The organism is Promicromonospora xylanilytica, from assembly GCF_054782895.1.
On the sequence record NZ_BAAGRP010000021.1, the window covers coordinates 65,201 to 76,975 of the forward strand.

General features: G+C 68.5%; 12 protein-coding genes. 8 read left to right on the forward strand and 4 right to left on the reverse strand.

All coding sequences use genetic code 11. The features are described 5' to 3' along the window. Positions 1–3 precede the first annotated feature (3 nt). The 6 genes from ACYVK7_RS17520 (at position 4) to ACYVK7_RS17545 (ending at position 7,491) form a co-directional block, all read left to right on the forward strand. Positions 4–381 carry a TadE/TadG family type IV pilus assembly protein gene (locus ACYVK7_RS17520; RefSeq protein ID WP_460889008.1) on the forward strand — a complete coding sequence of 126 codons (378 nt, stop codon included), beginning with the start codon at positions 4–6 and terminating at the stop codon, positions 379–381. Next, positions 378–806 carry a TadE/TadG family type IV pilus assembly protein gene (locus tag ACYVK7_RS17525; protein ID WP_460889009.1) on the forward strand — a complete coding sequence of 143 codons (429 nt, stop codon included), beginning with the start codon at positions 378–380 and terminating at the stop codon, positions 804–806. The genes ACYVK7_RS17520 and ACYVK7_RS17525 overlap by 4 nt, the downstream gene beginning before the upstream one ends. Further along, positions 803–1,312: a pilus assembly protein TadG-related protein gene (locus ACYVK7_RS17530; protein WP_460889010.1), complete on the forward strand. Its 510-nt coding sequence runs from the start codon at positions 803–805 to the stop codon at positions 1,310–1,312. The genes ACYVK7_RS17525 and ACYVK7_RS17530 overlap by 4 nt, the downstream gene beginning before the upstream one ends. Beyond that, positions 1,312–5,925 (forward strand): LysM peptidoglycan-binding domain-containing protein, encoded by a 4,614-nt coding sequence (locus tag ACYVK7_RS17535; protein WP_460889011.1) that lies wholly within the window; start codon positions 1,312–1,314, stop codon positions 5,923–5,925. Before ACYVK7_RS17530 ends, ACYVK7_RS17535 begins: the two co-directional genes overlap by 1 nt. Positions 5,926–6,037: 112 nt before the next feature. Further along, on the forward strand, positions 6,038–6,622 hold the full coding sequence (locus tag ACYVK7_RS17540; RefSeq protein ID WP_460889012.1) for a DUF6318 family protein: 585 nt from the start codon (positions 6,038–6,040) through the stop codon (positions 6,620–6,622). A gap of 212 nt (positions 6,623–6,834) precedes the next feature. Beyond that, positions 6,835–7,491: a hypothetical protein gene (locus ACYVK7_RS17545; RefSeq protein WP_460889013.1), complete on the forward strand. Its 657-nt coding sequence runs from the start codon at positions 6,835–6,837 to the stop codon at positions 7,489–7,491. Position 7,492: 1 nt separating this feature from the next. Here the strand turns inward: ACYVK7_RS17545 and ACYVK7_RS17550 are convergent, their stop codons facing one another. Then, positions 7,493–8,020, reverse strand: coding sequence for a PDDEXK nuclease domain-containing protein (locus ACYVK7_RS17550; protein WP_460889014.1), 528 nt, complete (start codon positions 8,018–8,020; stop codon positions 7,493–7,495). Next, positions 8,017–8,232 (reverse strand): hypothetical protein, encoded by a 216-nt coding sequence (locus ACYVK7_RS17555; protein WP_460889015.1) that lies wholly within the window; start codon positions 8,230–8,232, stop codon positions 8,017–8,019. Before ACYVK7_RS17555 ends, ACYVK7_RS17550 begins: the two co-directional genes overlap by 4 nt. A gap of 210 nt (positions 8,233–8,442) precedes the next feature. On the opposite strand from ACYVK7_RS17555, the gene ACYVK7_RS17560 reads away from it, so the two are divergent. Together ACYVK7_RS17560 and ACYVK7_RS17565 are read left to right on the forward strand one after the other, a co-directional pair. Beyond that, on the forward strand, positions 8,443–9,114 hold the full coding sequence (locus tag ACYVK7_RS17560; RefSeq protein ID WP_460889016.1) for a hypothetical protein: 672 nt from the start codon (positions 8,443–8,445) through the stop codon (positions 9,112–9,114). A gap of 503 nt (positions 9,115–9,617) precedes the next feature. After that, entirely contained in the window at positions 9,618–10,097 is a 480-nt protein-coding gene (locus tag ACYVK7_RS17565; protein ID WP_460889017.1) for a hypothetical protein, read from the forward strand. Between the two features lie 54 nt (positions 10,098–10,151). Here ACYVK7_RS17565 and ACYVK7_RS17570 read toward each other — a convergent pair whose 3' ends face one another. Beyond that, positions 10,152–11,042, reverse strand: coding sequence for an HNH endonuclease (locus tag ACYVK7_RS17570; protein ID WP_460889018.1), 891 nt, complete (start codon positions 11,040–11,042; stop codon positions 10,152–10,154). Positions 11,043–11,117: 75 nt separating this feature from the next. Then, positions 11,118–11,672 carry a response regulator gene (locus ACYVK7_RS17575; protein ID WP_460889019.1) on the reverse strand — a complete coding sequence of 185 codons (555 nt, stop codon included), beginning with the start codon at positions 11,670–11,672 and terminating at the stop codon, positions 11,118–11,120. Positions 11,673–11,775 lie beyond the last annotated feature (103 nt).

Below are 11,775 nucleotides of genomic sequence, written 5' to 3' on the forward strand. Positions count from 1 at the left end.
AGCATGGACGAGCGCGGTGCCGCCTCTCTGCAGACCGTTCTGACATACCCGATCGTTCTGATGCTCATCTTCGCGATGGTGCAAGGGATGCTCTACTTCCACGCGCAGAACACGGCGCAGTCCGTGGCGAACGGGGCCGTCCAGGCCGCGCGCGTCGAGGGTGGCACCGTGGACTCGGGGTACGCGGAAGCGGCAGCGCGCCTGGACCGCGGGGGCGACGCGTTCGCGACGGTCGACGTGTCGGTGACACGTGGGGAAGAGATGGCTACCGCGACCGTGACGGGGCTGGCGCCCTCGATCGTGCCGGGATTCCGCGGGCTGCGGATCGAGCAGTCGGCCACGGGGCCCGTCGAGCGGTTCACGTCGGGGGTGGGGTCATGAGCGAGGGTCGCCTCGAGCGTGGCAACGTCGCGATCAACACCGCTGTCGTGTTTCCGATGCTGCTGCTCATCGGGCTGCTGCTCGTGATGGCGGGGCGGATCGTCCTTGCCGAGGGCGTTGTCCAGTCGGCGGCGAACGAGGCCGCGCGGGCGGCGTCGATCAGCCGGACGGCTGCCGTGGCCGGCACGCAGGCGACGTCGACGGCCACCTCGACCCTCGTGAACTCGGGCGTGCGCTGCGCGTCGACGTCGGTCATGCCGGCGACCGACGCGTTCGGCCTGCCGCTCGGGACGGTCGGGACGATCACCGTACGGGTGGAGTGCGTGGTGCCGCTGCGCGACCTCGGCCTGCCGGGTGCGCCCGGCTCGAGAACCATCAGCGCGACCGGCACCTCGGTGCTGGACGCGTACCGGGGGCGGTCATGACCAGGGGGGTTGGGCGGATGTGGGTGCGGCGCGTGCGGACGACGGGGACACCGCCGGGTGGCCGGGTGGCCGGGTCGCCGTCGGGTGGTCGGGCGATGCGGGAGCGGGGCGAGGTGAACATCCTCGCGGCGGGCATGGTGCCCGCGCTCATCATCGCGATCGGTCTGGTGGTCGACGGCGGAGGGCGGCTGCACGCCGAGGACGAGGCCGAGTATGCCGCCGACCAGGCCGCGCGGGCGGCCGCGCAGCAGATTCGGATCGACCGCGCCCAGCTGGGGCTGCCTCCTGAGGTGGACCCCGCGCGCGCGACCCAGGCCGCCGCCGACACCCTCGGTGCGCTGGGGGTGCGGGGCGGGGTGACCGCCGTCAACGGTGCCACCGTCAACGTGGGGACCCAGGTCACCTACGAGACCACGTTCCTGACGTTGATCGGGATCAGCTCGCTCAGTGTCACGGCCGACGCAGAGGCGCGGGCAGTCCGCGGGATAGGACAGGAGGAATCCTGATGAGCACCTCGACAGTCCAGGGTCGTGCGGTGTCGGGTGTGCCCGGCGAACCGCAGCGGGGGACGGGCGCACGCGTGATGAGGGGTCTTGGCGCCGCGCTGCTGCTGATCGCGCTCGTCGTCGGGATCCCCGTCGGCCTGTGGCTGCTCGGCGGCCCGGTGTGGACCGGGCCGGTCAGCCTCGACAGAGTCGTCTCGGTGCTCACCACGCCCGACGTGACGGGATCGGTGCTCATCGGGCTGGTCAAGGTCGTCGGCTGGATCGCGTGGTTGACGTTCGCGATCGCCGTGGTGATCGAGGTCGTCGCGGCGCTGCGTGGCCGTCGGTCGCCCCGCGTACGCGGGCTCGGGGCGCAGCAGCGTGCCGCGTCCGTGCTGGTCGGCGCTGTGATCACGATGCTCGTCGCCGCGCCCACCGTAGCGCCTGCGATGGCGGCGACCACGCCCCTCGAGACGGGGGCCACCGGGACTGTCGTGTCCGCGCCTGCCCAGCCGGAGGCGACCGTTCCGACCGGTGACCAGGCAGCCGGGGCCGCAGAGCGGGCGGGCAACCGTGCCGGGGCGGACGAGGCGCCGCCGGCCACCTACACCGTGCAGCCCGGCGACTCGCTGTGGCGGATCGCTGAGCAGACCCTGGGTGACGGGGCGCGGTTCAAGCAGATCGCCGACCTCAACTACGGCGTGCCGCAGGCCGACGGCGGCTCGCTCGACGCCGGGAACTGGATCGAGCCGGGCTGGGTTCTCCTGCTGCCGGCCGAGGCGTCGGGTGCGGCGGTGGAGACCGGGGTGTCGCCGACGTCCACGGGCTCTGGGGACACCGACGGCTCCGGCGACGACCCGGTCGGGATCGCGCCGTCCAAGAGTGCGGCGGACGACGGCTCCGACGACCCGGGCTCGGACGGCTCGGGCACCGTCGACGTGCGCAACCCTGGCGCCGCGCCGGCGGACGCCGAGGTCGTCGTCGAGTCCGGCGACACGTTGTGGGGCATCGCCGAGGAGGAGCTCGGGGACGGGACCAAGTACCCGGAGGTCTTCGAGGCGTCGCGGGACACGGAGCAGCCGGGCGGGGAGCGGCTCACCGATCCCGACCTCATCCTCCCGGGCTGGACCGTGACGGTCCCGGGCACGGGGGCGGCGGTCGACGGGACCGAGGGTTCCCGTGGCGACGGCGCCGCGCAGCGTTCGCAGGGCGGGGCGGGTGACAATTCGCCAGCGCCCCCCGAGTCGACGGAGACCTCCGGTGAGGAGGCGGCGGGCGCTGAGGAATCGGGTTCCCAGAAGCCGGACTCCGCGGAGTCCGCCGGCGGAGCCGCCGGGCTGAGCGGGGAGTCCCAGGCGCCCGAGCAGGCCGACACGTCCGAGCGGGACGCCGAGAGCGCCGCGCCCGAGCCGTCCGCCGAGGTGACGCCAGAGGGCGCCGTCGAGGTCGAGCCGGAGGACATCGAGGAACCGGGCGGCGCGGGGAACGGCGCCGTGGAGCAGGACGGGCCGTCCGACGAGCAGCCGCGTGGCGAGCAGCCCGCCGGCGAGGCACCCGCCGCTCCGCAACCGAACCGTGTGGGTCAGAACGCAGGCCCCAAGGTGCCCGCCGCGGACCGGGACGAGTCCGGCCAGGGCGCCGACCAGCGCGGTGCCGAGCAGGACGACTCCGGCAAGCCCGACCCCGCCGACGCCGGGACCGGCGCCGCGGGCATCGGCGGGTCGGAGAAGGAACCCGCCCCCGAGAAGACCGCGGAGGGCACCCTTGTCCCCGAGGCACCGCCGGCTCCGCGGGAGGCGCCCGAGCCGCAGCAGCAGTTCGACGAGGTCACGCCGGAAGACCTCCGGAACGAACCCGACCTCGAGCCGGACGAGTCCGCCCCGCAGGACCGGGCGCCGGGCGACTCGATCCCCGGCGAAGGTTTGATCGCGGACGACCTCCTGCCGCAGGAGGAGCCCTCGGACGACGAGACCGCGTCCGGCAGCGGTACGACCTGGGGCGGCGACTCGACGTCGAACGGCGACGAAGCCACCGAGAACCGCACCGAAGGCCAGCAGGCCCCGGTCCTGCCGGAGCCCGGCGCGGCCGACAGCACCGGTGGCGCGGTGACCGAGGAGGTCCTCCCCGACGAGCTCGGATCGGACGAACCCGCCGTCGAGGACGACGCACCCGAGGTCGCCGTCGAGACGTTCGTGCCCACCGAGGCCGCAGCGCCTGTGGAGGCGTCCGTCGAAGCGGCGGCCCCCGTCGAGACCCTCGCACCCGTCGACGTGGCAGGTGTCACGACCGCCGGCGCCACGGCCGCGGCAACCACCGGCGCAGCCGCCACAGCGGCAGGCAGTGGAGCATCGATGCTGGACGCGGCGACCGGCGCGGTCTCCGACGTCGTCTCCGACGTGGTCGAGGACGTCGACGACACGGTCGGGATCCGCACGGCCGCCGGCGTCGGAGGACTCCTCGCTGCCGGGCTGATCGCCCTGGTCACCGTCAAACGGCGGCGCGCACGCAAGGGCCGCGAGCCCGGCCAGACCGTCGTCGTGCCCGGACCGGACACTGCGGCGGGAGCGCTGGAGCGCGACCTCCGCACCGTCGAGGACCCGTTCGGGCGCGACCAGGTCGACCGTGCCCTGCGCAGCCTCGCCCAGTGGCACCGGGAACGCGGCCTGCCGCTCCCGGGCGTACGGGTCGCGCGGCTCAAGAGCGGCGAGTTCGTCGAGCTCTACCTCGAGCACGCCGCCGACCTGCCCGAACCCTGGATCAGCACGACCGACCGGTTCGTCTGGCAGCTCGCGGCCGGCGACGCCGCGGCGGCCGCCCAGGTCTCGACGAGCCCCGCCACCCAGGACGGCGAAGCGCCCTACCCAGCCCTCGTCACCGTCGGCCACGACGACGAGGACACGCACCTCATGCTCGACCTCGAGAACATGGCGTGCCTCGACATCCGCGGCACAGACGCCGCCGCACAGGCCACGCTCGCGGCGCTCGCGGTCGAGCTGGCGACGAGTCTCTGGGCCGATGACCTGCAAGTCACCGTGGTCGGCACCCTCGGTGAGCTGCCGGGCGTCGTCGACACGGGCCGGGTCCGGCACGTCTCCAGCCTGGCGGGGATCATCCGGGAGCTGGAGGCCCGCGCGGCCGACGTCGACCGCACGCTCGACCAGGTGGGGGCTAGCTCCGTCGCCGACGCGCGCGGCCGTGGCCTGGCCACGGACGCCTGGACGCCCGAGATCCTGCTCGTGGGGGAGCGGCTCGGTCTGGTCGAGCGCACCAAGCTCGAGGGCCTCGTCGAACGGGTCCCTGGTGTGGGGATCGCGGCGGTGACCTCCAGTGCGGAGGTCGGTGACTGGGTGCTCGACCTCACCGGCGAGCTCACCAACGGCGACACCACCCGCGGCATCCTCATGCCCGCCTACATCGCCGTGCGTCCGCAGCAGCTCGACGCCGCCACCTACGCACAAGCCCTGGCCTTGTTGGCCGACCCCGAGACCGCACCCGGCCCCAGCTGGAGCCGTTCGATCGACCGCACCGAACCGACGCTGGAGGATATCCCCATGGACGCTGTCCGCGCCGGTGCCGCGGATTCGGACGTCTTGGTCGGCGAGGGATCAGGGCCGGCACCAGCACCTGGTTACGGGACGGCGACCGTGGGCGGCGCCGCTCCGACGACCTCGGGTGAGCGGCCCGCGAGCTTTGCACCGTGGGCGACCGCCGCGGTGAGCGTGGCGACGCCGCCGCTGGGTACGCCGGTGGTTCCTGACGGGCGAGGTGAGCCGGTGTCGCCGGTCGAGCCGGCGTCTCGCGCGGTGGCCGAGCCTGTCGAGGCCAGGCCGGAGGTGGTCGAGGCCCCGGTCGTTCGGGTACTCGGGAGTGTGGAGCTCGCCGGTACGACCGGCGTGGAGCTGCCGTCGACGCACCAGAGGCAGGCGACCGAGCTCATCGCCTTCCTCGCCTTCAACCCCGGCTCGCGCGGTTCCGACATCTCGAAGGCACTGTGGCCGTCGCGTGAGCCCAACCTCGCCACGCGGCGCTCCGCGGTCTCGCGGGCGCGCCGCTGGCTGGGTACGGACCCGGGCGGGTACGAGTACCTGCCGCGTTACTGGTCCGCGGACGACGGCGGCCAGGCCGACCTCGAGTCCGCCGGATACCGGCTGCGGGGCGTGAAGACGGACTGGCACTCGTTCTGCGACCTCGTCGGCCCGGACCTCACGCAGACGCCGACGCCGGATCTGCTCGCCGCCCTGGACATGGTGCGTGGCCGACCGTTCGAGGGCGTGCCGCTACGCAAGTACGTCTGGGCCGAGCAGCTGATGCACACGATCTCGTCAGGAGTGGTGGACGTGTCCCACGAGGTGGCGCGCCGGGCACTGCTTGCGGGCGACGTGGCGATGGCGCGACATGCGTCGCAGGTGGGCCGGCTCGCCGACCCCGTCGACGAGCGCTCGTGGCGCAACGGAATCCGCGCGGAGATCGCCTCCGGGCGACGCGACGCGGTGGGCCGGCTCGTGGATCGTCTGCGCGACCACCTGGAACAGCTCGCGATGGAGCCCGAGCCCGACACCGAGGAGCTGCTGGCCCAGGTGGACGAGCAGGACCGTCGTCGTGGGGCAGACGCGGGTCGTACGCCGCGGGGCTGATCCCCAGAGTTATCCACAAGGCCCGCTTTCCGGATCGGGTGGGCCCGGCTAGCGTCATTCTCGCCCGTTGCGGATACGCAACGGCGGGGATTTGAGCGGCGAGGGGGCGCGGATGGGCAACGCGGCGATACGTGTGGTGGGGCTGGCTGTCGCAGTCGGACTGGTCTTGTCCGGCTGTACCGATACCACCCCGGATGCGACCCCTTCAGGCGGGCCGACGTCGGCTTCGCCGTCCGCGAGCCCTTCCCCGTCCTTGCCGGTCAGACCGGAGCGTCCGGAAGCGATGAAGCGCAAGGACGCGGAGGGGGCTGCTGCGGCGGCGGAATACTTCATCGAGCTCTACCCGTATGTGATGGCGACGGGGTATACCGAGGAGTTCGAGGCGATGTCGCATCGGGCGTGTGGGTTTTGTGAGGATGCGCTTGAGCAGGCTGAGCGGATCGCCGACGGCGGCTGGGCCTATTCGGGGGGTGAGTCGACCTTATCCGTGACGCAGCTCTATCAGCGTGACGAACTCACAGGAATATACCCATTGGATGCGGAAATTTTACAGAAGACATCTCGGATCTCCGGTAGGGACGGTAGTGAACTTGATTCGGTTGACTCGAAGTCGTTCAGTCGCCGGATTGAGATGGGTTTGAAGGGCAGTGACTGGGTCGTTGTAACAGTAGCTCCCATCCCGGAGGCTGACCTGTGATCTCCATGACCGCCTTAGTTCTTGCGGCTGTGACGGCGATTTCGCCGGGAGTCCTCGGCGACATAGAGGGGCAAAGTAGCCAAGATTCAGTACGTGTCTCCGCGGAACTTCCAACGTCACTGGTGGGGACGACGCCCGGGGCAAGTTACAAGCCATCAGGTTCCTCTAAACCTTCGCCTGTCCGCCAATGGCGTGTCACGCCCGCAATGTGTTTGCTGAGCAACCTCAGCGTTGCGACCGCTTTCGCCGAGTCCTGCGACGAGGGCTACCAGCTCGCCTACGCCGGGATCGAGTGCGAGAAGGACGAGCGCGCGGTCGGCGCCTTGTTCGAGCAGCGTCGCGAATCGGGAGGCTGGTCTGACGCCGACATGGTCGAGGAGGAGTCCTGTCTGGCCGAGCGCAGGCAGCAGGTCGACATCCCGGCGGCGGCAGCGCGGGCCTTCCAGGAGATGCAGATCGAACCGTCTCCGGTGAACGTGCAGCCGCCGAACGGCTGGACACTCGTCAATGTCGACACGATCGCCTTCACCGACGCCCAGCCACGCACAATGAGCACCAGCTTGTTCGGTATACCTGTACAGATCCGGGCGGTTCCGAGTGGCTACTCGTGGGACTTCGGCGATGGATCAGCTCCGTTGGCCACTACCGACCCCGGTGCGCCCTACCCGGCGCACACGATCGCCCACGCCTACGTGAGCAAGGGGGCCGCGACCATCTCGCTCACTACGACATGGCGCGGCCAGTTCCGGTTGGCCGGTGAACCGACCTGGCATGACGTGGCGGGCGAGGCGACCACGGCGTCGTCGTCGGACAGTCTGGAGATCCTTGAGGCACGGGCGCGACTCGTGGAGGACCTGTACACAGAGTGACCTACTGCGATGCCGGTGGTTGCCCAGTCGTGTCGAGGCAGCGATCGATCACGGCGGTGAGCTCAACTGGAAGCGGAAGGTCGGCCTGGTCGGCGGGTGGGACGTCGTCGTAGAGCGTGATGGCGACAGGGCCGGGCTTCTGGCCAGCCGCGGCGTCGGTGCAGAGCAGAACACCGACGGTTGGGAAGTGGACCTCGGGCACGCGGACCACATCATCCACAAGTTGGAGGATGTAGCGGGTGCGGGCGACGAGGGCCGGGTGGAACCGGCCGGCCTGGACCTGGATGGCGATGTAGCGCATCTGAGTGACATGAAAGAGCAAGAGGTCGACGGTGTAGTCGCGGCCGTCCTCGGTCAGGATCAGGTGTCGGTCGACCAGGCACATGTGGCGGAGCGGTGCGGCGAGAAGGTCCTCGAGGTGGTCCACGACAACACCCGTGAACGAGCGCCGGATCGAGGCGACGAGCTCGCCGACGACGTCCTCGAATCCGTCAGGGTGGAGGTCCTCGGTGCGCTGGAAGAAGCTCATGATTCGACCCTCGCGATCTCGTCTTCGGGGAGGCCCTCCACGCCTGGCCAGACCACAACGGTCTCCGAGAACGTTTCTTCCAGCCGCTGCTGAGTAGTTCGAACGCGATCCTTCAGGTCTGCGATGAACTCGGCATAGCCCGCGGGGACAGGGTCGGTCTCGGGAGTGATGAGTTGGCTCATGAGGCCAAGCCTGTAGAGATACTTCAGCATCCGCCACCTGAGTTGCGTATACGCAACGAAACGCCACAACGTTCAATAGCGCAAGGGTGATGTCATGACCAGATTCTGGATCTCCGTTGTCTTGCGTTGGCAAGATGTTGTGAATTATCACGGAGACACCTTGCCGGGAAGACGGATGTAGCGCACCCTTGCTTACGGCCGTGTTCACTGAGTTCTGCCCGAAGTTGAGGGAGTCGCCGGATGGTCTCGTCCGCCATCACGCCCACGCGCACCATCGCCGTCCTCATCGGAGTCGCACTCATTGCGGTAGCCGGGTTCGCGGTCGTGCGCTCGGGGGTGTTCGAGCCGGAGACGGTCCAAGGTGCGATGCCTGGGCCGGGATCGTCGTCGCCGGCGAGTTCGCCCTCGAAGTCCGAGAGCCCCACGGCCCTGCCGTCTCCGACTGCGTCACCCGAGCCGACGACGCCAGAGCAGATCAAGGCCAAGAACATCGCCGACGCGAAGGCGCGGCTCGTGGAGTACTACGAGATTACTGCGACGGTTGCGAATAACGGGTACAAAGACTGGGACACCCAACTCAGACCGTTTTGGGGGCATCCGGCGCTGCGCTCCTCGCTTCGGCCCGCCTACACCGAATCCGCAGCGTCAGGCGATTACACAACGGGCGCTGCGTCGGTGGAGTCGATGGATGTAGCCGAGTACAAGGCATCGGATGTTGGAAACGAAGAGGTTCATCTCAATGCTTGCGTTGATTTCGCTGACGTGCGGAACTTCTCGAGAGATGGCAAAGAAACTGCCCGATCCGCTGGTGCACCTATCCGCTATCGATTCGACTATGTAATGCGGCATCAAGGACCTAACAGCTTCTGGACGATTAATGTGCAGGATCCGCATCCGGAGCAGGCATGTTGATCTCGAAGGTCAGGCAGGTAGTGCGTTGTCATCTAGTCGCTATGGCGGCTACATTGGCTACCGTTTTCGTCCTGCTCGTGGCCCCTCCGGCCGCTATCGCAGATGAGTGCACGCCAACGCCGCTTCCGAACGGCGTTGTGATTCCGTGTGAAGGCGGTGGAGGTGGAGGTGGAGGTGGCGGCGATAACGAGGGCGACGTCGGCGGCGGTGGGCAAGATGTCTGTCGCGACCTTGGCGAAGTCGTTCCATGTAGCACTGCGTACGGGGCGTGGGATGGCGATTGCTACGTGCGCAATGCAAGCCCACAGCCACCTGCGGGTGACCCGGCGTGGGAGGCACACGAGCCGGGGGACGGAGTCGTTCTTGAGTGCACGCCTCCTGCATGCGCAGAGGCAGGAGGAAACTTGGAGAACTGCCCGGGTCATTCGTACTACTGGTCAGCCACTCCTGCGGCCCCAGTAGGCCCCTCCGCCGAGGAACTTGCCCAGCGCGCCGTCGCCGCGATGAACCTCACCACCGGCCCGATCGGTTCGACGCCGCCGGCATCGACCAGCAATCCGAATTCGGTTGGCACGATCGGCCTCCCGATCTGGTTGTGGATCGACAGTGACGCGGGGAACGCGATCGGCCCGATCGAGAGTTCAGCGAGTGGTGGTGCGCTGACAGTCACCGCCACGGGAACGCTCGATCGCGTGGAGTGGACTCTCACGAACGCGAGTGGCACCACGGTTGGTGCAATCACCTGTGATGGAGCGAACGCATCTGGCACACCCTACGACGGCCGCAACAGTGCGGAACCGTCGCCCACATGTGGCTTTGGTGCCGACTTGAACAACAGCCCGGGGAACCTGACGCTGACCGGAACGGCGCACTGGTCGGTTGACTGGCAGGGCGGTACGCAGGAGGGGCACATCGACTTCACGGCGCCCAGCAACAGCACCCAGGTTCGGATCGGCGAGCTCCAGATGCTCGTGCAGGACTAAACCCGCAGAGGTTGAGCCGCGCACGAGTTCTACGTGGAGGCCAGTCAGAGTTTGCTAGACCAGGCTGCCAAAGCGTTCGTACCGCCATGCAAGCAGATCCGGGCTTGGTCGGTCGGAACGCTTCTTGGGGAGCTGGAGCTGTCGACCGTGCATCTCTTGGATACCGTGCTTCAGCATGGGGCCGTCGATCTCGTCAAGCAGCCTGAGAGCGATGCGCACCTCGAAGTCGGGCGTAACACCCAGCAGATTCTGGTCGTAGGCGGCATGGTGGATCTTGCAGAGGGCGAGCCCGTTGTTCACCGTAGGCGCCCCCAGCTTGTCCGAGTCGGGAACGATGTGTGCGGCGTCGAGCAGTGAGCCGTGCTTGAGTTCGCAAACGGCACACCGGGTGTCGTAGGCAACGATGACTCGGGTACGGAACGCAGGCTGGTGCAGGCGTTGCTTTGCGAGGCGCCGTGCATAGGCTCGCTGGGGGTCGGGCATGTTCGTGATGTCTGGAACAAAGTTGAACGACTCGTCGAGAGCGATGATGAACGACCGCTCCTCCGGAAGGTCTTCGACAACATAGACCGGCGAGACCGGTGTGTATATGTTGGGCTGCTCCTTGCGGAACAGGATGAGGGGTGCACCGGTGGTCAGGGCGTTGCGAAGCTTCCGGTTGTCGCTGGACCAGGGATCGCCCTTGCGGTAGGCGTAGTGCAGTAATCCGTCCTCGGATTCGGTGTCGTCGTACGGCCCGTTGGCGGCGGTGATGATGGAGAGTGTCGTGGAGAAGGATGTCGGGTTCCGGATTCCACGCGAGAAATCAATGATCGGAAGCTTCTGGTCATCGATCCAGAAATTCAGGAGCTCGTCGCGATAGAGGAACCCTCCGTTTTTCTGGGCGCGCTCCTGGACCCACGAGATGACGCGGGAACGCAGGGCCTCTTCGATCGCGGACTCCATGGGCACAGCTCACCAGATATCTACGGTTCGAGGTAGGTCGGGAGCGGGTGAGCCCGTCGTGGGTCTCCGTCCCGGTCACAACCCGTCGAACATGCCCAGCCCACTCGCGAACTCGGTCAGTTCGAACGTCGAGTCGGTGACGAGGTTCGCGCCGGCAGCCCGCACTGCCTGCTCGAGCGAGCCGACGTTCCCGTACAGCACGAGCGGCACGTTCGGGTTGATGGCCCGGACCTGCGTCAGCAACTGCAGGCCGGCGTCGGGCACTGCCACGTCCGACTCGCGTCGCGCCATGTTCGAGATGATCAGGCCGTACCGGCGCCCGTCGAGAAGGCGCATCGCTTCGCCGGTCGAGCGCGCGACATCGACCGCAGCACCGTCACGGCGCCAGGACTCCGAGAGCATCGCGTTGTTCTCAGGGTGGTCGTCGACCCAGAGGATCGAGCGGCGGGGAGTGATGCGCCGCTCCCGTTCCTCCAGCATCCACGAGGTGTCGACGGGCTCAGGGGTTGCGCTCTCGGACTCCTCCGCCACCTCCGCCTCGGTGCTGGGTACGCCGGAACCCGGCGGCGTCCACTCGCGCGGCTTGGGGCGACGCTTCTTCTTGTCGGTACCCCGGAGGTCGCTGTCCACCTGGTCAAGGCGCCTGCTCAGTGTCAAGCCCCGGGTTTGATGGAGACATCGAAGACCCGGAAGGATCTGGAGCATGGTTGCACCACGGAAGTACCCCGACGAG

Excerpts from the sequence above, each read along its gene's own strand:
- ACYVK7_RS17560 (WP_460889016.1), top strand. The coding sequence starts at position 8,443 with ATGGTCTCGTCCGCCATCACGCCCACGCGCACCATCGCCGTCCTCATC.
- ACYVK7_RS17520 (WP_460889008.1), top strand. The coding sequence starts at position 4 with ATGGACGAGCGCGGTGCCGCCTCTCTGCAGACCGTTCTGACATACCCG.
- ACYVK7_RS17550 (WP_460889014.1), bottom strand. The coding sequence starts at position 8,020 with ATGAGCTTCTTCCAGCGCACCGAGGACCTCCACCCTGACGGATTCGAG.
- ACYVK7_RS17565 (WP_460889017.1), top strand. The coding sequence starts at position 9,618 with ATGAACCTCACCACCGGCCCGATCGGTTCGACGCCGCCGGCATCGACC.
- ACYVK7_RS17555 (WP_460889015.1), bottom strand. The coding sequence starts at position 8,232 with ATGCTGAAGTATCTCTACAGGCTTGGCCTCATGAGCCAACTCATCACT.
- ACYVK7_RS17535 (WP_460889011.1), top strand. The coding sequence starts at position 1,312 with ATGAGCACCTCGACAGTCCAGGGTCGTGCGGTGTCGGGTGTGCCCGGC.
- ACYVK7_RS17540 (WP_460889012.1), top strand. The coding sequence starts at position 6,038 with ATGGGCAACGCGGCGATACGTGTGGTGGGGCTGGCTGTCGCAGTCGGA.
- ACYVK7_RS17530 (WP_460889010.1), top strand. The coding sequence starts at position 803 with ATGACCAGGGGGGTTGGGCGGATGTGGGTGCGGCGCGTGCGGACGACG.
- ACYVK7_RS17525 (WP_460889009.1), top strand. The coding sequence starts at position 378 with ATGAGCGAGGGTCGCCTCGAGCGTGGCAACGTCGCGATCAACACCGCT.
- ACYVK7_RS17570 (WP_460889018.1), bottom strand. The coding sequence starts at position 11,042 with ATGGAGTCCGCGATCGAAGAGGCCCTGCGTTCCCGCGTCATCTCGTGG.